15 protein-coding genes and 3 tRNA genes are annotated in these 22393 nt (G+C 71.5%); 6 read left to right on the top strand and 12 right to left on the bottom strand.

Translation table 11 applies throughout. The annotated features are described in order from the left end of the window. Positions 1–56: 56 nt before the first annotated feature. The 3 genes from ACH4U8_RS20590 to ACH4U8_RS20580 all read left to right on the top strand — a co-directional run bounded on the left by ACH4U8_RS20590 (position 57) and on the right by ACH4U8_RS20580 (position 3483). Positions 57–911 carry an AraC family transcriptional regulator gene (locus tag ACH4U8_RS20590; RefSeq protein ID WP_360324999.1) on the top strand — a complete coding sequence of 285 codons (855 nt, stop codon included), beginning with the start codon at positions 57–59 and terminating at the stop codon, positions 909–911. 45 nt (positions 912–956) lie between these two features. Beyond that, a complete protein-coding gene (locus ACH4U8_RS20585; protein ID WP_379987685.1) occupies positions 957–1877 on the top strand; it encodes a DMT family transporter in 921 nt (306 codons plus the stop codon). Positions 1878–2310: 433 nt separating this feature from the next. Continuing rightward, the gene (locus ACH4U8_RS20580; protein WP_395779169.1) at positions 2311–3483 is read left to right on the top strand and encodes a M28 family peptidase; all 1173 of its coding nucleotides are present in this window, start codon (positions 2311–2313) and stop codon (positions 3481–3483) included. Positions 3484–3630: 147 nt separating this feature from the next. Here the strand turns inward: ACH4U8_RS20580 and ACH4U8_RS20575 are convergent, their stop codons facing one another. The 6 genes from ACH4U8_RS20575 to ACH4U8_RS20550 all read right to left on the bottom strand — a co-directional run bounded on the left by ACH4U8_RS20575 (position 3631) and on the right by ACH4U8_RS20550 (position 9874). Further along, complete coding sequence (locus ACH4U8_RS20575; protein ID WP_395779167.1) at positions 3631–6072, bottom strand: endonuclease/exonuclease/phosphatase family protein; 2442 nt, start codon at positions 6070–6072, stop codon at positions 3631–3633. 354 nt (positions 6073–6426) lie between these two features. Then, positions 6427–6497: transfer RNA gene (locus ACH4U8_RS20570), tRNA-Cys, on the bottom strand. Positions 6498–6584: 87 nt separating this feature from the next. Next, positions 6585–6655: transfer RNA gene (locus ACH4U8_RS20565), tRNA-Cys, on the bottom strand. Between the two features lie 87 nt (positions 6656–6742). After that, positions 6743–6813: transfer RNA gene (locus ACH4U8_RS20560), tRNA-Cys, on the bottom strand. 254 nt (positions 6814–7067) lie between these two features. Next, positions 7068–7967: a glutathione S-transferase C-terminal domain-containing protein gene (locus ACH4U8_RS20555; protein WP_379987682.1), complete on the bottom strand. Its 900-nt coding sequence runs from the start codon at positions 7965–7967 to the stop codon at positions 7068–7070. Continuing rightward, positions 7964–9874, bottom strand: a complete 1911-nt coding sequence (locus tag ACH4U8_RS20550; RefSeq protein WP_395779165.1) for an FAD/NAD(P)-binding protein — start codon at positions 9872–9874, stop codon at positions 7964–7966. The genes ACH4U8_RS20555 and ACH4U8_RS20550 overlap by 4 nt, the downstream gene beginning before the upstream one ends. A gap of 1167 nt (positions 9875–11041) precedes the next feature. On the opposite strand from ACH4U8_RS20550, the gene ssuE reads away from it, so the two are divergent. The 3 genes from ssuE to ACH4U8_RS20535 all read left to right on the top strand — a co-directional run bounded on the left by ssuE (position 11042) and on the right by ACH4U8_RS20535 (position 14276). Next, positions 11042–11632, top strand: coding sequence for an NADPH-dependent FMN reductase (ssuE, locus tag ACH4U8_RS20545; protein ID WP_360306431.1), 591 nt, complete (start codon positions 11042–11044; stop codon positions 11630–11632). 72 nt (positions 11633–11704) lie between these two features. Continuing rightward, the gene (locus ACH4U8_RS20540; RefSeq protein WP_395779163.1) at positions 11705–12832 is read left to right on the top strand and encodes an LLM class flavin-dependent oxidoreductase; all 1128 of its coding nucleotides are present in this window, start codon (positions 11705–11707) and stop codon (positions 12830–12832) included. A 13-nt stretch (positions 12833–12845) separates the two neighbouring features. Continuing rightward, a complete protein-coding gene (locus tag ACH4U8_RS20535) occupies positions 12846–14276 on the top strand; it encodes an NtaA/DmoA family FMN-dependent monooxygenase (protein WP_395779161.1) in 1431 nt (476 codons plus the stop codon). A gap of 172 nt (positions 14277–14448) precedes the next feature. On the opposite strand, the gene ACH4U8_RS20530 is transcribed toward ACH4U8_RS20535, so the two are convergent. From ACH4U8_RS20530 to ACH4U8_RS20505, 6 genes are all read right to left on the bottom strand, one after another. After that, positions 14449–15393, bottom strand: a complete 945-nt coding sequence (locus ACH4U8_RS20530) for a glutathione S-transferase C-terminal domain-containing protein (protein ID WP_379987673.1) — start codon at positions 15391–15393, stop codon at positions 14449–14451. A gap of 399 nt (positions 15394–15792) precedes the next feature. Then, positions 15793–16848 (bottom strand): LLM class flavin-dependent oxidoreductase, encoded by a 1056-nt coding sequence (locus ACH4U8_RS20525; protein ID WP_395779159.1) that lies wholly within the window; start codon positions 16846–16848, stop codon positions 15793–15795. After that, complete coding sequence (locus tag ACH4U8_RS20520) at positions 16845–18599, bottom strand: dipeptide ABC transporter ATP-binding protein (RefSeq protein WP_395779157.1); 1755 nt, start codon at positions 18597–18599, stop codon at positions 16845–16847. Before ACH4U8_RS20520 ends, ACH4U8_RS20525 begins: the two co-directional genes overlap by 4 nt. Then, positions 18596–19456 (bottom strand): ABC transporter permease, encoded by an 861-nt coding sequence (locus ACH4U8_RS20515; RefSeq protein ID WP_360306412.1) that lies wholly within the window; start codon positions 19454–19456, stop codon positions 18596–18598. The genes ACH4U8_RS20520 and ACH4U8_RS20515 overlap by 4 nt, the downstream gene beginning before the upstream one ends. A gap of 2 nt (positions 19457–19458) precedes the next feature. After that, positions 19459–20391: an ABC transporter permease gene (locus ACH4U8_RS20510; RefSeq protein WP_360306409.1), complete on the bottom strand. Its 933-nt coding sequence runs from the start codon at positions 20389–20391 to the stop codon at positions 19459–19461. Next, positions 20391–21965, bottom strand: coding sequence for an ABC transporter substrate-binding protein (locus ACH4U8_RS20505; RefSeq protein WP_395779536.1), 1575 nt, complete (start codon positions 21963–21965; stop codon positions 20391–20393). Before ACH4U8_RS20505 ends, ACH4U8_RS20510 begins: the two co-directional genes overlap by 1 nt. Between the last annotated feature and the right edge of the window lie 428 nt (positions 21966–22393).

Below are 22393 nucleotides of genomic sequence, written 5' to 3'. Positions count from 1 at the left end.
TGTTCAGTGATGCCGCCCCGCCCGCCGCCTCCGACCGCGGGCGTGGGGAGTCCGCGGTGTGGACGCGCGTATACGGGGTCGAGGACACTCCGCTCGACCTGATGACCGCGCGATTTCGGCGGCACCGGTACGCACCCCACGCGCACGAGGAGTACGCGATCGGGGTGTGTATCGAAGGCGTGGAGCAGATCGGCTACCGCGGCGCGGTGCACCGATCCGGGCCCGGCACCATCGTGGTCGCCGAGCCCGGCGAGACGCACACCGGCGGGCCCGGCATCCCCGAGGGGTACGCCTACCGGGTCTTCTACCCCTCGGCGGCCCTGGTCGGCGAGGATCTGCCCGGCCCCGCACCGCACTTCCCGTCGCTGCTCGTGGCCGACCCGGGGCTGGCCGCCGAGATGGTCGCCGTTCACGTGCACCTGACCGCCGGCGGCGACGCGTTCGAGGGCGAGTCCCGCGTGGTGGAGGCGCTGCGGGCGCTCGTCGGGCGGTACGCGATACGGAACCCGGCCGATCGGCACGGCTCGCCGGACGCCGCCCGGGTCGCCCGTGCGGTGCGCGAGCGGCTCGCCGATCAGCTGGTGCGCCCGCCGTCGCTGAGCGAGTTGTCGGCCGGGATCGGACTCTCCCGCTACCAGACACTGCGCGCGTTCCGCGACGAGGTCGGCCTGCCCCCGTACGCCTGGCTTGCCCAGCACCGGGTCGCCCGCGCCAAGGTGCTGCTCGCCGCGGGCAGGACGCCGGCCGAGGCGGCGCTCGCCGTCGGTTTCGCGGACCAGGCGCACCTGGGGCGGTGGTTTCGCCGGGTGCTGGGGGTGACCCCCGCCGGCTACCGCACCAGCGTGCTGCGCGACAACGGCAGCACGCCGCCGCGCAACAACGTTCTAGACCGATCGGCCCCGCGTGGTTGATCATCCTCTTCGATCGAGCACCAGAGATTGAGGGGACACGGGGCCGTGAGTCGTCGTGGAGCGTTGTTGTTCGCGTGCATGTGTGTGATCTGGGGGATCCCGTACCTGCTGATCAAGGTCGCGGTGGACGAGGTGTCGCCCGGCGTGCTGGTGTTCGTGCGTACCGGGCTCGGGGCGCTGCTGCTGTTGCCGTTCGCGCTGCGGGGCGCGGGGCTGCGCGGTCTTACCCCGTACAAGTGGCCGCTCCTCGTCTTCGCGGTGACCGAGTTCGTCGGGCCCTGGTGGATGCTCTCGGACGCCGAGCGGCGGTTGTCCAGTTCGACGACGGGGCTGTTGATCGCATCGGTGCCGATCTTCGGGGCGGTGCTCGTGTATCTGACCGGTGGTACCGAGCGCATGGGGGCGGTGCGCTGGGTCGGGCTGGCGATCGGGTTCGGTGGGGTCGCGGTGCTGGCCGGGCCGACGCTCGGCGGCGGGGATCCGTGGGCGGCGGTCGAGGTGCTCGCGACCGCGCTGTGTTACGCCGGTGCGGCGCTGGTTGCCGAGCGGCGGCTCAAGGACGTGCCGAGCCTGCCGATGACGGTGGTGTGCCTGGGCTTCACCGCGCTGGTGTACATACCGCTCGCGGCCGTGCAGTGGCCCGCGCACGTGCCGGGCGGCAAGGCGCTCGGGGCGATGGGCGTGCTGGCCCTGGTGTGCACGGCGATCGCGATGGTGATCTTCTTCGAGCTGGTGCGCGAGGTGGGTGCGGCCCGGGCCACGGTGATCACGTACGTCAACCCGGCGGTCGCGGTGGCGGCCGGCGTGTTGATCCTGGACGAGAAGTTCACGCTCGCGATCGGGGCGTCGTTCGTGCTGATCCTGGGCGGAGCCGTACTGGCCACGCGCAAGAACGCCACGCCGGTCACCCTGCCCGACGGGACCCCGGAGCTGCCGGGGGTGGTGGACGCACCCGGCCGCCGCTAGTGCCGGGCCGGCCTCGGGTGCTCCTCGGCCGGCTCGCGTCCGGCTCGTGTCCGGCGCTCGGCCGGTCCTCGACGGGCGGACAGGGCGCGGGTGGGCGTGGCATCGTGGCGGAATGACGAGCCACGGGGGAAGCGACGCAGAACGGGAGCACGAACCACAACAGGACAGCGACGCGCATCAAGAGCCTGACCCACAACAGGGCACCGACGCGCACCAGGACCCCGACCCACAACAGGGCAGCGACGCACACCAAAAGCCTGACCCACACCGGGGCAGCGGCACGAACCAGAAGCCCGACCCACACCCGGAAAGCGACGCCCGACAACAGCGCGACGCCCAACGCCCAACCGGCCCGCAGCGCCCAATCGACCCGCAACGCCCAACCCGCCCCAAAAAGCGTTCCCGTCGGCCCTCCGAGGCCGAACTCCGAGCCGTGATAGAGCCGTTGGCCAAGATCGAGCGGCTGCCCACCTCGCCCGGCGAACGCGCGGCCGCGCAGCAGATCGCGGCGATGTTGCGTGAACTCGGGGCCCGGGACGCAGTGGTCGAGGAGGAGCCCGCATACGCCTCCTACGCCCGCCCGATCGGCACGCTCACCGCGATCGCCACGGTGGCCGGTCTGCTCGCCGGGCGTTCGCGGGTCGCGGCGACGCTGATTGCCGCCGCCGCCGGTCTCGGCGTCGCCGACGACATCTCCTATCGCCGCCAATACGCCCGCCGCGCCCTCGGCGGCCGACGGCGCAGCGCGTACAACGTGGTCGCCTCGGTCGGCGACCCGGACGCCGCGCGCACCCTCGTGGTGACGGCGCATCACGACGCGGCGCCCACGGGGGCGGTGTTCGACGAGCGGGCCGCACGCTGGTTGGCCACCCGCTACCCGCACCTGGTGGACCGGGCGAGCGAGAACCCGCCGCTGTGGTGGCCGGTGGTCGCCGGCCCCGCCCTGATCGCGCTGGGCGCGGCCACCGGCGCGGACGGCGTGCGCCGTGCCGGGATCGCCCTGGCCGCGGTGAGTACGGCCGCGTTCACCCAGATCGGCCGCAGCCGCGCGGTCCCGGGCGCCAACGACAACCTGTCCGGGGTGGCCGTGCTGGTCGCGCTCGCCGCCACGCTGCGCGACGAACCCATCGACGACGTAAGGGTGTTGCTCGTCTCGGCCGGCGCCGAGGAAGCGCTCCAGGAGGGCATTCGAGGCTTCGCCCGCCGCCACTTCCCGCAACTCGACCGCGACCGCACGTGGTTCCTCAACGTGGACACGGTGGGCTCGGGCAACCTGGTCCTGCTGGAGGCCGAGGGCCCGTTGCGCATGGAGCCCTACGACGTCCCGTTCAACAACCTGCTCTCCGAGTGCGTCACCCGCAACGACATCGCGGTGCTGACCGGACTACGCTCACGCAGTTCCACCGACGGCGTGGTGCCCAACCGGCACGGCTACCCCACCGCGACCCTGGTCTCGGTCGACGACCAGAAGCTGATCCCGCACTACCACCTGCACACCGACCTGCCCGAACACGTCGACTACGACTGCGTCGCAGACGCCTGCGCCCTCGCCGAGGCCGCCGCCCGAGCCCTGTCCCGAACCGAACCACCTTCCACCATTGAGTAGTTGGCATACCGGACCCGCGCCCGGCGCCGGACCCGCGCCCGGCGCCGGACCCGCGCCCGGCACCGAATCCGGCGCCGGGCGCAAGATGCGGCCGAGTCGAGACCGAGGTCGGGCCCGTCCCCCCGGGCCCGCCCCCGTCGATCCACCTCAGGACCGCTCGAACAGCTCCTCCCACAGCCGCTCCAGCAGATCCAGGAAGTCGTTGCCCGTGCTCGGGTGCACCCGCAACACCTGCGGATCGTGATCACTGGCCTGGTCCGCGAACGCCGCGTTCACGTGCACGATGTCGTACTCGAAGCGGCTGATCCGCGGGCTGGTCAAAATGTGGTCGAGCATCTGGCTGTTGCCGTTGAACACGTACCCCCAACGCTCGTTCGCCGGCAGCGTGTCGACCATGGTGCGCAGCGCGCCGCCGTCGGTGAGGGTTTTGAGCGTCGGCGAGAACGCGAAGTCGTTCAGGTCGCCGAGCACCACCAGGTTCGCCCTCGGGTCGGACGCGAGCAACTCGTCCACGAACTGGCGCAGCACCTGTGCCTGCGCCACGCGCTGGACCTCCGAACTGCGCGTCGGCGGCTGGAATCGACTGTCCAGCGCCTGGTCGCCGCCCTTGGAGGCGAAGTGGTTCGCGATCACGAACACCGTCTTGCCGCGGAAGCGGAACTCCGCCGCGAGCGGCTTGCGGCTGCTCTCCCACGCCGGGTCCGCGGGGGAGACCCGACCCGGGGACTGGGTCAGTTGAGTACGCCCCAGCCAGTCCTTGCGCACACCCACCGCGCTCGTGGAACCGCCGCCGGGACGATCCACGAACTCGACGCGCGTAGCGTCGAAGAGGAACGCGTTGCGGATGTTGCCGCCCGGCTGGCCGCCGTCCTTGCCGTCGACGGGCTCGATCGAGCGCCACGAATAGGCCGGGCCGCCCGCCGCCTTGATCGCCGCGACCAGCTTGTCCAGCGTCTGATCGGCCGCGACCACACCGTCGTTGGTCGGTCCGCTGTTGTCCTGGATCTCTTCCAGGGCCACCACGTCCGGCGTGGACAAGGCGGTGACGATGCCCTTCGCCAGCCGGTCGAACTTGGCCTGGGTGTCCTTGGGGGAGAGGTTCTCCACGTTGTATGTGGCGACCGCGAGTTCGCTGTTCTTCTGGTCCCGCGTCGTCTCCGGCGTCAGCGTGCCCTTGACCACGTTGCCCAGCGTGGTCGCGGCCAGCGAATACCCGCCGAACTGGTCGTAGGTGAGCGGGCCGGTGGTCTCACCGGTGAGCGTGTCGTCGACGTCGGCTTGCGGGAACGGCTCCTGGGAGAACGGGATCAGCGACGCGACCTTGAGCCGGCCGCTGTTCTGCGCGTCGTACCCGCCGTACAGCGTGCCGCCCTGTGCCGTCGGGTTCTGCGTCGGCTCCAGGGTGACCCACAGTTCGCCGAACGAGGTGCTCGGGCCGACCACACGCGATTCGCCTACGCGCGTCAACTGGCCTTCGAGCGACTCGAATCGGTCCAGCGCGTACTTCGTCGGCTCCAGCGCGAGCGCCTCGATCGACGGCGTCCCGGTGGGCGCGTACGCGTCCGGCAGGGTCGCCGCGTCGAGCAACACCGGTGCGGGCAGCGCCTGACCGGAAGCGTCGATCACCCACGTGGCGTCGGTGACCTGGGTCAGCGACTGGCCGCCGGCGTTCGCGCCACCCGGATAGAACTCCTCGACCTTGCCGGTCACCTTGACCGCGTCGCCGACCGCGACCTTCGGGGTGACCGTGCCGGTGAACACGAACAGCCCTTCGGACGTGCGGGGATCATCGTCCGGCGAGCCGTCCTGGAACCAGAAGCCGCGTGCGCTGCCGAAGCCGCGAACACCGGTCACCACGCCCGGAACACTGGTCACCCGAGTGCCGTTCTTCGGCGATACCCGGGTGGTGCCCTGGATTTCGTGAATGCGCGCGTTGGTCGGCTCGGGCGTGCCCGGACCCGGGTCGCTCGGACCCTGGCCACGCGCGTTGAGCGGCGTCGGTGCGCCCGCGACGAAGTCCGCGGCGTTGTCGTCGGTGTCCACGAGCGCCGAAGTCCGGGCCACCGAGGCCGAGTTCGACGCGCCGGTCGCCGGGGTGCCCTCGCGCACCACCGCGTCGCCGTAGCCTGCGACGTCCACGACCCGGCCGTCGGCCAGGCAGTCGGCCGCCGTCAGGCACGTGAGCGCCGTGTTGCCGCGCACCAGCGCGACGGTGCCGCCGGTGCCCGACATGTTGATCGCACCCTGCGCGTCCGGGGTGGGCAGGGCCAGGGTGCCGCCGGCGCCCTTGGCCTCGCCGATCAGGTACCGGCCGCCGGGCGCCACCGCGCCGGTCAGCGCGGTGACCTGCCAGGCCGAGGTCGGCTTGGGCGCGGCCGGAAGGTACTGCACGCTCCAGCCGTCGACCGCGACGGCGGCCGAACCCTTGTTCGCCAACTCGATGAAGTCGTTGGTCAGGCTCGCGCCGCTGTTGCCACCGCCGCCGTACACCTCGGCGAGCAACACGTCCACGGCGGGTGCCGCGACGGCGGGAGCGGGCGCGATGACGAGCGCGCCACCGGCGAGGGCGCCGGCCACGGTCGTGGCCACGACACCGATCCGCCGCCGCCGCGTACTCGGCACGGATCGTCGTCGAGACGATTGCTGACGGAATGTCACCCAGGGCCTCCGAAAAGCGAAAGGGACAGGTCCGGGACATTCTCGGGACTGCGGGTGAACGCCGTCCATCCTTTGGGCGGCCCGAAAGGGGCCAAGGTTCCCCCGGGGCCCGAATCTTTTTCCCCACCCACGCGTCGCATCCGGCAGCGGACCCGCCCCGGGTCCACCCTTGTCGCTTCCGCGTCGACCGTTGTCGTCCCCCGGCCGACTTTGTCACTCACCCCGGGGCCACCCGGTGCCCGCGCCGAAGCGCCCGCACCCACACCCCGAACCACACCAACTCGGAGATGGAGGCGGGATTCGAACCCGCGTGCACGGTTTTGCGGACCGCTGCCTTGCCTCTCGGCCACTCCATCGCATCCGACCACCGCGCGTTCCGTCGGCCGTCGGCGCCGGGAATCCCGGTCCGTCCGGCCGCGGTTCGGGCGGCCCTTCACCCTTCGAGATGGAGGCGGGATTCGAACCCGCGTGCACGGTTTTGCGGACCGCTGCCTTGCCTCTCGGCCACTCCATCGCATCCGACCACCGCGCGTTCCGTCGGCCGTCGGCGCCGGGAATCCCGGTCCGTCCGGCCGCGGTTCGCGCGGCCCTTCGCCCTACGAGGTGGAGACGGGATTCGAACCCGCGTGCACGGCTTTGCAGGCCGCGGCCTGTCCTCTCGGCCACTCCACCCGGCCGGGCCACCAACCCGGTCGATTCATCCGCCCCGACCACCCACGCCCCACCGACCGGGCGATCCGGTGGGCCTCCGCACCGGATCGCCCGGTACTCGGGGATGCGCCGCAGGCCCCCTCGCCCGGCGGCGCACCCCCCATTCGGTCCCGCACCCCGGGATCCCCGGCGCGCACACCCGCGTCCCCACGTGCGGCGCGCATCCCGCAGGACCGACGCCGACCCGACCCCGCGTCGGATCGGCGAGCCGGCGATCAGCCCAGCGCCGCCCGATTCTGCGGCGCCGCCCACTGCTCGGCGGTAGGCAGCGCCGGCGACTCGGGGAACCGACGCAGTCGGATCTCCTCCTGTACCGCGAGGTCGGTGGTCTCGCGGAACTCCGGCCGGCTGTAAAGGTCTCGCGCGTACGCCCACAGGTTGGGGTAGTCCACCAGGGTGCGACCGTCCTGGACGATCGCCGCCCGGTAGGTGCCCGGGAAGCGCAGCAACTTCACCCAGAACCGGATGTCCGAGATGGTCAGCCGATCCCCGAACAGGTAGCGCTTGTCCGCCAGATGCGCGTCCGAGCGCTCCAGCGTGTTGATCGTCTCGCCCTCCTCCGACGTCCACAGACCACCCTTGCGTGCGGCGGTCGCGAAGTCCGTGTCGGTGATGTCGATCGCCTCGCGCAGGTCCTCCGGATACAGGTCCGGCGCGTGTTCGCCGACCAGTTCGGCAAAGCTCGTGGCCAGGTTGTTCGGGATGGCGTCGAACGCGTTCGACACGATGCGATCGCCGGACCCGTCCCACAGGGTCGGTACCGAGATGTGCCCCGCGTACCCGGGCGCCGTCGCCTCGTACGCCTCCCGCAGCAGAGCGAACCCGTTCACCGGATCCGGACCGAACCGCTCCCGGAACGCCCAACCCCGACCGTCGCGTTCCTCGTCCACATACGACGCGCCGACGATCTCGGTGAGACCGCGCGCATGTCGCACGATCGCGGCGATGTGCGCCCACGGGCAGCCGTGCGACAGATACAGGTGATATCGCCCGACCTCCTCGGGGAATTCGGCGTCGCCGATGAGGCCGGTGAACGGATACTGCGGGTCGGTGACCGCGTACGGACCGTACGTGTCGACGTCGACGGGGCTCGCGTAGCCGAGTTGAGTGGTCACTGGGTGGCTCCTGTCACAAGTTCCAGCCGATCGAGAGCCCGATCGGCGGCGGGTCCGATGCCCCGCAGATGATCCAACACACCCCGGACCAACGCGTCGTTGACCCGAAACGCCGGGGCGTCGAACCGAGGCCGGGAGAACCCCGCGCTCCCGGCACCCCCCGCGACGCCGTAGCCGACCGCGAACCGGCCCGGGTGCGCGTCCCCGTGCACGTCGACCACCCGCCGGTCGCCCGCCCGCGTGTTCAGCCGGCCCGTCGCGTCCGGGCACGCCTCGCCGCGCGCGGCCAGCCGGCGCAACAGCGCGTCCCGGGTGCGCTCCAGCGACGGATCCGGCAACCGGGCCTCCACCAGTGCCCGGGCCCGCACCCGAACGTCCGGCAGGCTCGCACTGCTCGCCAGCCAGTCGCCCGCGTCCTCGTCACCGGATATCTCGACGTCCTCGCCGAGAAAACGGATCACCCCGGCCCGGGCCAATGCCAACAACTCCTCCAGACGCGGCCCCGGCGGCCCGCTGGCCAGATAGCTGAAAAAGCCGAGCAGCCGAGCCGGATCGGGCACCGGCTCACCCGCGTCCTGTAGCCGCAACACCACCCCGTACACGCTCAACAGCGCGTGTATGACGGCCAGATCCTGGCTGTACGCGGGATCGTGCCGACGGGTCAGGTCGGCCTCGATGTGCGCGTGCATCCACTCCTGGAGCGTGTCCTCGTCGGCGAACGGTCGCCCCTGCACCGGCCGATCCAACAACGCCCGGTCGAACCGGTCGGCCGGATCCGGCACCGCCCGCGCGATCAACTCGCTCGGGTCGGCCGCCGCCGCGAACCGCGCGTCGAACTCGGCCCATTCCATCGTGGTGCGCTCGCGGTGCGCGGTGAACAGCCGGTGATAGTGCGCACCGGCCAACTCCTTGCCGATCAACGGCCACACATCCGCGCCCGCCCGGGCCGCGGCACGCGCCGTCTCCACGGTGAAGTACCTGGGCAGCGGCGGCCGTTCACCCACCCACTCGTAACCGGTCTTGGACCGGTACGGCACCCCGCGGCGCGAGGCCGCCAGCAGCAGCGGCTCCCGCCCCGAAGCCCGGTAGCGCAGCACCCCCGCCGCGTCCCGCTCGAACGTGCCACCGCGACCATGGCTCAACCGCACCATCAGGTCCACGAACGCCAACCCGATGCCACGCACCAGTACCGGCTCGCCCGGACGCAGCGCGTCCAGGTCCAGGTCGGCGGTGTACCCGGTCGGAATGTACGCGAGCCCGTGCCGGCGGGCGAACCTGATCTGCTCGCGTTCCGTCGGCGTGGGTTCGGCGTCCAGATGCCCCTGGGCCAGGATCACCGCATCCACCTGGAGCGCAGGCCGCCGCCCGGCCAACTGCACCCGCTGTCGGCGCGGACCGTCGGTGATGTCCACGACCGTCGTCTGATGCACGATCACCCGCACGTTGGCCGGCGCCCCCTCGACCGCGGTTCGGAAGAACCAGGCCAGATAGGTGCTGAGCAACGGTCGGGACGGAAACGACGTCGGCCCACACGCGGCCAACTCCACAGCAAACGGCCTCAGTTCATCGGTGCCTCGACCCTCGCGCAACTCGCCGGCGCGGGCTCGGGCCCACTCGGCCAGCGAGGGTCCCGGTCGGATCGGTCCCTTGATCGTGGACACCTCGTCGGTGAACAGCGTGATGTCGGCGGCCAGCGAATTCGCCCACAACAGCGGTGACTGGGCCCGCCGCCAGACCCGACCCGCACCCGGCGGGTAGGGATCGACGACGTGCACGTGCAGCGGACGGTCACCGAGCAACTCGGGCACATTGGCCAACAGGCGTTCGAGGACGGACGCGCCACCGGGTCCCGCGCCGACGATGCAGACGGCGACGGGGCGGAGGCGGCCGGACGGATGGTCGGGCATGGCTCTCCCCTCGTGGGGGTATGGCGAAGAACGCGAACCGCACCCGACGTCCCGATACGCATACGAAAACCGTCACGGATACGAATACGGGTACGCCGAGGCGTGGTTCGGCAAGTGGGAAGGGCCTTACGCCACAAGGCCGGATGCGCGATCCGAGCGGAAGCTCAGGATTCCCCGGTGCATGGGACCGAGGGGCGCGGCGGCGAGATCAGCCGCGGGTACGACACAGCCCGCCGGCCACACGACACAGGTCGATGGGGCGGCACGACACGAGGAAGAGGTCGGGGCTCACGACGTCGACGCTACGGAGCCGCCTGACGAGTTGTCAATGTCGAATGGCCACGCGGCGCTTGCCACCCGGCCTCCCGACACCCGTCCGACCCCGGGGGGAAGCACGGATCCCAGGGCTCTGGAACACGTAGTCGTAGACCCGCAACACGGTCAACGACGCCAATCGAACCCGGCCGTCCCGCTCGGGAGACGACGCGGCGTGGCATGCCTCACCGCCAACGAAGTGTCCGAGCAATACCATACGAATGCCCCATATCGAACCGTCGCGGTCGTCTTCGAGCAATTGACCGAGTACCGCCCGGCGGGTTAAGTTCCGGAACATCGTGCCGTGGCGCTCCGCCATGGCCCAGCGAGGGGATCCCGGTGGCGCAGTACGCGCGACGCAGCAACGGGGCGGCCATGTCCGCCGCCGGTTGGCTGCTGTCCGCCCGCCTCCACATCGACCTCGGTCGCGTCACCAGCGCCGCCTGTTGTAGCTGACCCAAGCGCGCGGCCCCGCCGCGCCGTCGGCGCTCCCACAATCGGCCCCATCGCCACGCCCCGCCACGCGGCCCCCGGAACCTCGTCGCGGCCCGGCCGGCGCGCCCCGCATCCCACCAAAACGCCCGGCGCAGCCGACCGCGAAGCCAGTGGGAGCGGTCTCCCCGCCGCCGGCCCATCGGCACAGCCGGCCACCTGCGGCAACCCCTACCCACCACCCCGAACCCACCGGCGCTAGCACGTCGCCGCCGACGACACCACCCCTGAACAACCCCTGACTCACCCCTCAATCATTCCGATTTCGCTCCTCGACCACCCCGAACCGACGCCGGCACCACCGGCGCCACCCCGAACCGACGCCGACACGACCGGCACCACCCCGAACCGAGGTATCCCATGGCAACCGTCCTGACCGTATGGGGCAGCCCCTCCGCGACCTCGCGCACCGGCGTCGTCGCCCGCCACGTCGCCGCCCGGTTGGCCGCCGACGGACACGACGTGTCCACCCTCGCCGTGCGCGACCTGCCCGCCCGGGCCCTCCTGCACGCCGACTTCACCGACCCCGACCTGCGCGCCGCGCTGGCCCGGGTCGCCGACGCCGACGCGCTCGTGATCGCCAGCCCGGTCTACAAGGCCGCCTACAGCGGCGTGCTCAAGACCTTCCTGGACGTGCTCCCGCAGTTCGCGCTGCGCGGCAAGGAGATCCTGCCGGTGCTCACCGGCGGCACTCCCGCACACGTCCTGGCGCTGGACTACGCCCTGCGGCCGGTGTTGACCTCACTCGGCGCCGACCACGTCGCCCAAGGTTGGTTCGTCCACGAGCGGTTCGTCTCCGTCGAGGCCGCAACCGAGACCCACGGCAGCTCCCCGGCCCAAGGCGGCACCCCGGCCGCCCAAGGCCGCATCGAACCCGAAGGCGTCGCACCCCTGGAGGAACTCGCCGACGCGTTCTCCGCCCGGCTGCGCCGCCCCGCCGCCGTCGCCTGACCCGCACCGGTCGGCGCCCCCACCCGCCGCCCGGGCCGGGGCCCGACCCACCCGTACGACAAGGGAGTTCGCATGACCACCGGCCATCTCCACCTCGGTGTCGCGCTCGACGGCGCGGGCCGTCACCCCGCCGCGTGGCGCTCGCCGCACGCCCGCCCCGCCGAACTGTTCGATCCGCGCTATTGGGTCGAGCTGGCCCACACCGCCGAACGCGGCCTGCTCGACTTCATCCGACTCGACGACTCGCTCGGCCCACCCTCCGCCCGCATCCCGGGCCGACTCGACGCGGTGTCGGTGGCCGCGCGGCTGGCCCCGGCGACCGCCTCCATCGGTCTGATCCCGGCCGCGACCACCACCCACACCGAGCCGTTCCACGTATCCACCTCGGTCGCCACTCTGGACCACGTCAGCCGAGGCCGCGCCGGCTGGTGGCCGCTGCCCTCCCGGACCGCCGCCGAGGCCCGCCACTTCGGCCGCAAACCGGTCGCCCCGGCCGGCGAACTCACGGACGAACAAGCCGAGTTCGTCGACGTCGTCGGCCGCCTGTGGGACAGCTGGGAGGACGACGCGATCATCCGCGACGTGGCCACGAGCCGGTTCCTGGATCGCGACAAACTGCACTACGTCGACTTCGAGGGCACCTACTTCGACGTCCGCGGCCCCTCCATCACACCGCGCCCGCCCCAGGGCCGGCCGGTGATCGGGATCACCGTGGAGGGCCCCGACACGCTGGAGATCGCCGCCCGCTTCGCCGACGTGCTCTTCGTCGACGCGTCCGGCCCCGACGAGGCCCGCCGACTGCGCGAACGCGCCCACGCGATCGCCGAGGGCAACGACCGCGACCCCGGCGAACTGCGGGTGCTCGCCGAGATCACCGTCCACCTGGCCGCCACCGACGCGGACGCCCGCCGCGAACGCGCCCTCCTCGATGCCCGCTCGGACGTCCCCGTCCCCGGCGGACTCTGCTTCACCGGCACCCCCCAGGCCCTCGCGGACCGCCTCGCCGGCTGGTACGTCGGCGGCGCGGTCGACGGCTTCACGCTGGTCCCGGGCGTGCTGCCGTACGACCTGGACCGCATCGTCGAGGACCTGGCGCCGATCCTGCGCGAACGCGGCCTGATCCGGCCGGCCTACACCGCCGACACCCTGCGCGGACACCTCGGCCTCCCGCTGCCCGCCAACCGCTACGCCCGGACCTGAGGAGAGGTCACCGATGCCCCACCCCAGCAGCCCCCACCCCACTCCCACCCCCCGCGCCCCGCAGTCCCGCGCCCCCCGACACCGCACCCGCATCCACCTCGCCGCGCACTTCCCCGGCGTCAACAGCACCACCGTGTGGAGCGATCCGCGCTCCGGCAGCCAGATCGACTTCGACTCGTTCGAGCACCTCGCGCGCACCGCCGAACGCGGCAAATTCGATTTCTTCTTCCTGGCCGAGGGCCAGCGCCTGCGCGAACACCAGGGCAGAATCTTCGAGTTGGACGTGGCCGGCCGTCCGGACGCACTCACCGTGTTGGCCGCACTGGCCGCGATCACCGACCGGATCGGCCTGGCCGCCACCGCGACCGCCACCTACAACGAGCCGTACGAACTCGCCCGCAAGATCGCCTCGCTCGACCAACTCAGCGCCGGCCGCGCCGCCTGGAACGTGGTCACCTCGCCGGACGCCTGGACCGGGGAGAACTTCCGTCGCGGCGGCTTCCTGCCCCGCGAGGAACGCTACGAACGGGCCATCGAGTTCGTCGAGGCCGCCCGCACGCTGTGGGACAGTTGGGCCCCGGACGCACACGTGGCCGACGCCGAGGGCGGCGTGTTCGCGGCTCCCGGAGCGGGCCGATTCGACTACCGCGGTCGGCACTTCGCCATCGAGGGCCGCTTCACCGTGCCGCGCAGCCCGCAGGACCGGCCGGTGCTGATCCAGGCCGGCGACTCCGAGGACGGTCGCGAGTTCGGCGCCGCACACGCGGACGTGATCTTCTCCCGGCACGGCGAGTACGAGGCGGGCCGGGCCTTCTACGCGGACATGAAGGGCCGCGCGGCCCGACACGGGCGCAGCCCCGACGAGCTGAAGATCCTGCCCGCGGTGACGGCGGTGATCGGCGCCACCGCCGAGGAGGCCCAGGACAAGGCCGCGTGGATCCGTCGGCAACAGGTCAGCCCGCAAAACGCCATCCAGTTCGTCGAACAGGTGTGGGGCCGAGACCTGTCCGACCTGGATCCGGACGGCCCGCTCCCGGACTTCGACCCGGTCACCGACGGCACCTCGATCGCCCGAGGTCGGGTCCGCACCGGCGGCGACCCGTTCGAGCTGGCCCGCGCCTGGCGCGAACTCGCGGCGGCCAAGGGCGGGTTGAGCCTGCGCGAGGTGGTGATCGAGGTGGCCGCCCGACAGACCTTCATCGGCACCGCCGAACACGTCGCGGACCGCATGGAGGTACACGTACGCGACGGCGCCGGCGACGGCTTCATCCTGGTACCGCACCTGACCCCCGCCGGTCTGGACGAATTCGTCGACCAAGTGGTGCCGATCCTCCAGGAACGCGGCGTCTTCCGCGCCGAATACCAGGGCACCACCCTGCGCGAACACCTGCACCTGCCCGCGCCACGCCCGGCCGGCGCACACCGCACCGACGTGGCGGTGTGAGCACCCGAGCCCTGGACACCCGAGCCCGAAGCCCCCGAGCCCGAAGAACCCGAACCCGAAACCGAAACCTCCGAGCCCGGAGCAAGCGAGCCCGAAGCCTCCGAACCCGAAGCCTCCGAGCCCGGGGCGGGCGAACCCGCCCCGACCCGCACCGCCCGCCGCGCCGCCCGGATCAACTCCAGTCGTTGAGCGCGATCGACACACCCGAAGCCGCCGGACCACGACAGTGGCTCCGGTGGTTTCGGGCGATGTGGTCCAGCCGCAGGTTGTGACGGAACGCCGGGATCAGGTGCAACCGCCGCGCATACGCCCACAGATGCGGGTGCGCGGCGAGCCGGTGCACGTCCTGGGCGTCCAGATGCCGCTTGTGCACCACGTCCAGGTGCACGAGCGTGGTCCACAGGTGCACGTCCGCCGCGGTGAGCGTGTCACCCAGCAGGAACGGGCGCGCCGCCAGCCGCCGTTCGGCCACCGCCAGGGTCGCCAGCACGGTGCTCATCGCCTCGGCCCGACGCGGGCCCGCCGACGCCCGGCCGGCCCGCTGCGCGGCATCGGTGACGTCCTCCTCGAACAGGGTGTGCAACGCGCACAGTTCCTCGCGCCGCTCGGCCGGATACAACGCGCCGCCGCCGCCGAAACCGGTGGCCAGGTCGCGCAGAATATGCGGCGCGTGGTTGCTGACGATGCGTCCGCTCCACCGATCCCACAACACCGGTACGGTCACCGGCCCGTCGTAGTGGTACTCGGTCGCCTCGTACGCCTCGCGCAGGAACGCGAACCCGCCGTTGGGGTCCAGCCCGTGGCCGTCCCCGTCCCGAAACGCCCAGCCGCGCCCGTCCCGGACCGGATCCACCAGCGAGGTGCCCACCACCTCGCCCAGGCCCGCCAGGTCACGCGTGATGGCCACGCGCAACGAACGCGGGCAGGCCAGGCACAGGTAGAGGTGATAGCGATTGGCCTCGGCGCGGAAACCGGCGCCGATCCGGCTGCGGAAGCGCTGCATCGGCGGGCGGATGGTCTCCAGGCCCGGCAGCGGCGAACCCGAGTGGCGGACGCGGTAGCGCCCGTGGGTACGGAAGTCGATCGGTCCGGCGGCCTTCGGGGGTGTCGTGGACATACGGGTCTCCCTCGCGCAGGTCATGAGTGTGGCAACGGTCGAGGCGGCACGGCACGGCGTGGTCCGAACCGGATGCGGACGGACCGGTGGCGTGGAACTCAGACCGAGCGACAACTCGCACTGCACACGCGCAGGAAGTCGATGTGTCGGCGAATCAGGAGGTGGACGGCAATCAGGACCCGCGCCCTCGGCAATCCCGGGCGGGGGCCCGCGTGACACACGCAGCCGTCCATGGCTCGGATTATTCGCGCTCCGCACACGTCCCCGCAAGGGGCTCGCGCCGATCTCCACCACCCGAGCGCCGCCCCCCACGGCCGCCCCGCCCCAACCGTCCCGTGCCCCCACACCCACCAACCGGGCGGCCCTCACCGACCGGCACCGCCCCGCCCGACCGCGACTTCAGGCGGCCTGCTCCCAGACCCGCGAAGGCAGCGCCGCCCGCAGCGCCGGCGCCACCTGGTCCGCGAACAACTCCAGGACCGCCCGCCGTTCCACCCGATCCAGCCCCTCCGTGCCGATCGCCTGCACCTGATGTCCGTAGGCCGCGTGATAGCGCCCGATCTTGTCCACGATCTGCGCCGGACTACCCACCAAAGCCGGGCCGTTGGCGATGTTGTCCTCCAACGACGTGAACGGCGAACGGTTGTGCTGCGCCGCAGCCGACCCGGCGAACGCGTCGTAGTACGGCCGATACCGTGCCAACGCCTCCTGCGACGTGGGCGCCACATAGCAGCCGCCCGCCCCCGACCCCACCACCGCGTCCGCCGGATCGCGCCCGTACGCCACCCAACGCTCGCGATAGTGGTCGATCAGGTCGGCGTACTTGGCCATCGGATGAAAGCCGTTCGCGGTGAACAACGGATCGCCCCACTTCGCCGCCAACTCGGTCGACGCCCGACTGGTCGCGCTGCCGTGCCAGATCACCGGCGCCCGCCCGTCCGCACGCGGGAACGGCCGCGGATAGGTGGTCACTTCGTGCAACGGACTGCGAAAGCGACCGGACCAGGTGACCCGCTCCTCGCTCCACAATCGGCGCAGCAACTCGAACTTCTCCTCCTGCAACAGCCACTGGTCGTCCTCGGCGAGCCCGAACAGCGGGAAATGCCGCGGATCGTTGCCCTTGCCGACCATCAGATCCAGCCGGCCCCGGGACAACTGGTCCAGCGTCGCGTAGTCCTCGGCGACCCGGACCGGATCCAGCACGCTGATCACGGTCAACGTGGTCAACAGCCGAATCCGCGAGGTGCGCTGCGCGACCGCCGCGAGAATCACCGGCGGCGCCGAGGACAGGAACGGCTCACCGTGCCGCTCGCCCACCCCGAACGCGTCGAAGCCCAACTCCTCGGCCAGCGCCGCCGTCTCGACCAACTCCGCCAACTGCTCGTGCGCCGGCGCCCGCTGCCCGGTGAGCGCGTGCGGGGCGTTGGCGCCCAAGGTGAACACCGCGAACCTCATGACACCGCTCCCAACGGTTGCGGGCGCCGGCGCCCGGGAATGGCCGCGATCAACTCGCGCGTGTACGGATGCGTGGGCGCCGAGAGCACCTGCTCGCAACTGCCCTTCTCGACCAGCCGACCGGCCCGCAACACCCCCACCCGATCGGCGATCTGGCGCACCACCGCCAGATCATGCGAAATGAACAGGTACCCGACCCCCAACTCGTCCTGCAGCCCGCCCAGCAGCTCCAGGATCTGGGCCTGGACCGAGACGTCCAGCGCCGACACCGGCTCGTCGCACACCAACAGATCCGGCTCCAGCGCCAACGCCCGCGCGATCGCCACCCGTTGCCGCTGCCCCCCGGACAACTCGGCCGGCTTGCGCCGCAACACGCCCTCCGGCAAAGCCACCTGGTCGACCAACGCCGCCGCACGGGCCCGCTGCTGCGCCCGGCTGCCGACCCGGTACGCGCGCAGCGGCTCCTCGACGATCTCGGACACCGTGAAGCGCGGATCCAGCGAGGCGTACGGATTCTGGTAGACCAACTGCATGCGTCGGCGCAACGCGCGCAACTCGGCGCGCCCGGGCCGGGTCGCATCGCGTCCCTCGATCAGGATCCGGCCCGCGGTGGGCGCCTCCAGCCCCAGGATCATCCGCACCGTGGTCGACTTCCCCGAACCCGACTCGCCGACCAGCGCGAACGTCTCGCCGCGGCGCACCGTGAACGACACGTCGTCCACCGCGCGCAGCGTGCGCGCACCCTCCTTGGTCCTGGGCAGCGCGAACTCCTTGACCAGCCCGGTCACGGTGAGCAACGGCTCGGCCCGCGGCACCGGTTCGCGCACCGGACGCGGACGCGCCCGACGGCTGGTCAGGCTCGGCGCGGCGGCGATCAACCGCCGGGTGTACGGGTGCTCGGGATCGGTCAGGATGCGCGCTGCCGGCCCCTGCTCGACCACCGTGCCCCCGGACATCACCACCACCCGCCGGGCACGGTCGGCGGCCACACCCAGATCGTGGGTGATCAGCAACATCGCGGTGCCGTGCGCGTGGGTGAGCTCGTCGACGTGGTCCAGGATCTGCCGCTGCACGGTGACATCGAGCGCGCTGGTGGGTTCGTCGGCGATCACCAGCCGGGGCCGGCAGGCCAGCGCGATCGCGATCAGCACCCGCTGCCGCATGCCGCCGGACAACTCGTGCGGGAACTGCCGTGCCCGAACCGCGGGTTCGGACAGACCCGCCTCGCCGAGCGCGGCCACCGCCCGCTCGGCCGCCGCCTTGCCGCTCGCCAGACCGTGCACGATCAGCGCCTCGGCGACCTGATCGCCGATCCGCCGGACCGGATTGAGCGAGACCATCGGATCCTGCGGGATGAACCCGATCGACCGCCCGCGCACCGCACGCAGCTCGCGCTCGCGCAGCGTCAGCAGATCACGCCCCTCGAACAACACCCGCCCCGCGCCCACCCGGCCACCGGACGGCAACAGGCCCACGATCGCATGCGCCGTGGTGCTCTTGCCGGAGCCCGACTCGCCCACCACGGCGACCACTTCACCCGCGCCCACGGTCAGGTCCGCCGAGGTCACCGCGTCCACCGGGCCGTTCGAGGTCCGATAGGACACCCGCAACCCCCGGATCTCCAACAGCGGACCGTCCCCGTCCGCCACCACCGACAGCGGGCCCTCCGCCCGATCCGGGCCCGCCCCGGCCCCGACCTCGGACCCACCCCCCGGCGAGCCCCCGGCGAGTCCCCGCAACGTCTCACTCATCGATCCTGCCCCCGCTCTCCGTCCAAGGCCCGCGAGATTCGGTTCGCGGACAACACCGTCGCCGCGATCACCAGGCCGGGAAATGTGGTCAACCACCACGCCGTGGCCACGAAGTTGCGCCCATCCGCCACCAGCACACCCCACTCCGGCGTCGGCGGCGGCGCCCCGAAACCCAGGAAGCTCAGCGCCGACACCGACAGGATCGCGATGCCGAACTCCAACGCCGCCATCACCAACACCGGCCCGGACGCGTTCGGCAACACATGCCGGGCCAAGATCCCGCCCGACCGCACCCCGCTCGCCCGCGCCGCCTCCACATACACCGACGAACGCACCCGCAACACCTCCGCCCGCATCACCCGGGCAAAGCCCGCGACACTGGCCACCCCCACCGCGATCGCCACCTTGGTGGTGCCGAACCCCAACGCCCCGACCAGCGCCAACGACAACAACAGACGCGGAATCGCCTGCAACACGTCGACCACACGCATCAACACGTCGTCCAGCCACCCCCCGAAGAACCCGGACGCCAACCCGAGCCCCCCGCCCACCACGAGCGCCACCGCCACCGCGACGAACGTCGCCCGCAACGACAACGAACTCGCGTGCACCACCCGGGTGAACAGATCACGCCCGAGCTGATCCGTGCCGAACAGGTGCTCCGCGCTCGGCCCCTGCAACTTGTCCCGCGGCGTGCCCACCAGCGGATCGCCGTCGGTGAACAAGCCCGGGAACAACGCCGCGAGCAACACCAACGCGAACACCACCAGCGACAACAACAACCCGGGCCGGCGCAACACGAACCGCAGATGCCCACGCGCGGCGGGCAACACCTCCGTCGCAAAACCGGCGGCCATCGTCACACCGTCCTTCCCACCCGCGGATCCAGCACCGGATACAGCAGGTCCACCGCCAGCGCGACCACCACGAACACCAGCGCCGCCAGCAACACCACGCCCTGCACCACCGCCACGTCCTGGGTGTCCACGGCGGCGGCCGTCAACCGGCCGATCCCGGCCCGGGAGAACACCGTCTCCACCACCACCGACTCCACCAGCACATTCCCCGACACCACCGCCGCCAGCGTGAGCGCCGGCAACGACGCGTTGCGCAACGCGTGCCGCAGATGGATCCGCACCCGCCCCGCGCCCTTGGCCCGCGCGGTCTCCACATACGGCTCGGCCAACGCGGTGGTCATGCTCTTCGCCAACACCTGCGCGATCATCGCCCCGGCCGGCAACGCCAACGTCAACGCCGGCAACACCAGACTCTCCCAGCCCTCGTTACCCATCGCCGGCAGCAGCCCCCACTGAAAGGACACCACCTGCACCAGCAACAACCCCACCCAAAAGCCGGGCATCGAGATCCCGATCGCGGGCAACGACAACAACACCTGACGCAGCGCCCGCAGCCGGGTGAACGTCGCGGCCAACGCCACCCCGGCACCCCCGAACACCGCCAGCAGCATCGCCACACCCGTCAACGCCAGCGTCTGCGGCAGCGCGTCCACGATCGTGCGCGCCACCGGCGCCCCGGTCTGCGCCGACGTGCCCAAGTCACCCGTCAGCGCGTCGCCCAGCGCACGCACGTACTGCACATGGACCGGATCGTCGAGCCCGTGCGCACCGCGCACCGCGTCGATCTGCTCCTGGGTGGCGGTGCCCTCCAAACCACCCAGCTTGATCGACAACGAATCACCCGGCAGCAGATACAACACGACGAACGACACGGTGAACGCGGCCCACAACACCACCACCGCCTGCAACGACCGACGCACCAGATAGCCGCGCATCAGCTGCTCACCCAGGTGTCGTGGAACTGCAGGCGCGAGGACGCCTCGAAGCCCAGCCCGTGCACCCGGGGACCGAGCCCGTGCACCTGGGACAACTCGAACAGGGGGATCACATAAGCCCGTTCGGCCACGATCCGCTGCGCCTGGGCGACCTTGGCGTTGCGCTGCGCCGGATCCAGGCTCTGCGCCTGGTCGTCCAGCACGGTGTCCAGCTCGCCGGAGGCGATCTTGAGCCGGTTGACCGTCTTCGTGCTGAACAGCGTGCGCAGGATGTCCGGATCCGAACGCGTGACGTTGTAGTACGCGAAGTCGTAGTCGCCCGCGGCCTGCACCTGGTTCTGTTCACCGGGGGCGAGCTTGCGCAACCGCAGATCCACGCCCACCTTGCGCAGTTCCTGCTGGACCAGCTCCAGGACCGACTGACTGGCGTTGAACAGCGGCGCGAAGATCACATCCACGCTGAGCCGGCGCCCGTCCTTGACCCGCACACCGTCCGAACCGACCTTCCAACCGGCCTCGTCCAACAGCCGCTTGGCGCCCTCCGGGTCGTGGCCCAATTGCGCCGACAGGTCGACCCAGCCGGGCGTGACCGACGCCAGCGGCGAAGTCGCCGGCCGGTACTTGGGGGTGAGTACGGTCTGCGCCAACTCCGGCCGGTTCACCGCCTTCTGGATCGCCTGCCGGACCGCTTCCTCGGCCAGGATCGGTCGGGACACGTTGGCCTGGAGGTTGAACACGACGCCCGGATTGGGTCGGGTCAGCACCGTGTACCCGGAGGCGAACCGCCCCTCGTCCTGCGGCTGCACGTCGCTGATCGCGTCCACCTGAGCGGACTCCAGGCTGCCCGCGCGCACGCCGGACTCGGGCACGATCTTGAACAGCAACCTGTCCAGATACGCCTCGCCCGGATGGGCGAACAACGAGGATCCCCACGCGTAGCCGGCCCGCTTGGCCAACTCCACGCTCTGGTTCGGCTTGTAGGAGCGCAGCGTGAACGGTCCGGAGCCGACCAGATCGCCCTGGCAGCGCTGCTCGGCGGTCTTGGTCAAGGTGGCGGGGGAGAGCAGCCCCAGCGACATGGTCGAGGTGGCCTGGAGGAACTGGGCGCTGGGCGCGGCGAATTCCACCCGCACGGTGGTCGGGTCGAGCACGGTGGTGCCCCGGTATCCGGTGAGGTAGCTGCCCGCGATGGTGGCCTTGGCACCCAGCGCGACCACCCCGTCCAGGTTGGCCTTGACCGCCGCGCCGTCCAGCGGCGCGCCGTCGGCGAAGGTGACGCCCGGGCGCAGGTGGAAGGTGAACCGGGTGGCCTGCGGGTCCACCTCCCACGAGGTGGCCAGCCACGGCTTTATCTCGCCGGTCCTGCCGTCCTGGTCGGTCAGCGAGTCGACGATCTGGCGGCCCACGTTCAGGCTCGCGTTCGCGCCGAACTGCTGCGGATCCAGGCACGTGGGGTCGGCGGCCAGCGCGAAGGTGAGCGTGCCGCCGGACCGCGGCGGGCCGACCTCGGCCGAGTTCGCCGCCGTGTCGCCGGCGCCGTTGCAGGCGCCGGCCAGCAGCGCGAGGGCCGCCATGGCGGCGCCGGTGCCGGCGGTGCGGCGCAGTCTTCGAGGAGGGGAGGAGGCGGCGAATACCGAAAAGCGCATGTGAATCTCCGGGCATGGCGAATTCACGCGGCGGCGCGCGTGATTTCGGGCAGGAATAACCGTCGATTCGCGCGCACACGAAGCGTCGCAAGCGACGCGAGTGACGCGGACGACGCGGGCGACGCGGAAGAAAAGGACGCGTCAGAAAACGCGCCGGCGCGGGACGCGGCGAATCGAGGCAGGAGTCGTGAAACGGCGGGCGGACGGCCGACCGGCGATCACGAGGATCGCCGGCGAGCGTCCGGCGGCGGAGCAGCCCGGTCCGCGGGGATCAGCGGATGCGACAGGCCGAGCTGTGCACGCGGCCGAAATCGACATGCCGGCGGGTACACAGGGGAGTTCGCGGACGGCGCACG

The organism is Embleya sp. NPDC020886 (genome assembly GCF_044333915.1).
Taxonomy (GTDB): domain Bacteria; phylum Actinomycetota; class Actinomycetes; order Streptomycetales; family Streptomycetaceae; genus Embleya.
Note: the sequence above shows the minus strand (reverse complement) of the source record. Positions and strands in the feature narration are given on the sequence as shown.

Bases quoted from the DNA above. Each gene is read 5' to 3' on its own strand.
- ACH4U8_RS20515 (WP_360306412.1), bottom strand. From the start codon at position 19,456: ATGGCCGCCGGTTTTGCGACGGAGGTGTTGCCCGCCGCGCGTGGGCAT.
- ACH4U8_RS20535 (WP_395779161.1), top strand. From the start codon at position 12,846: ATGCCCCACCCCAGCAGCCCCCACCCCACTCCCACCCCCCGCGCCCCG.
- ACH4U8_RS20550 (WP_395779165.1), bottom strand. From the start codon at position 9,874: ATGCCCGACCATCCGTCCGGCCGCCTCCGCCCCGTCGCCGTCTGCATC.
- ACH4U8_RS20520 (WP_395779157.1), bottom strand. From the start codon at position 18,599: ATGAGTGAGACGTTGCGGGGACTCGCCGGGGGCTCGCCGGGGGGTGGG.
- ACH4U8_RS20540 (WP_395779163.1), top strand. From the start codon at position 11,705: ATGACCACCGGCCATCTCCACCTCGGTGTCGCGCTCGACGGCGCGGGC.
- ACH4U8_RS20510 (WP_360306409.1), bottom strand. From the start codon at position 20,391: ATGCGCGGCTATCTGGTGCGTCGGTCGTTGCAGGCGGTGGTGGTGTTG.
- ACH4U8_RS20530 (WP_379987673.1), bottom strand. From the start codon at position 15,393: ATGTCCACGACACCCCCGAAGGCCGCCGGACCGATCGACTTCCGTACC.
- ACH4U8_RS20505 (WP_395779536.1), bottom strand. From the start codon at position 21,965: ATGGCGGCCCTCGCGCTGCTGGCCGGCGCCTGCAACGGCGCCGGCGAC.
- ssuE (WP_360306431.1), top strand. From the start codon at position 11,042: ATGGCAACCGTCCTGACCGTATGGGGCAGCCCCTCCGCGACCTCGCGC.
- ACH4U8_RS20525 (WP_395779159.1), bottom strand. From the start codon at position 16,848: ATGAGGTTCGCGGTGTTCACCTTGGGCGCCAACGCCCCGCACGCGCTC.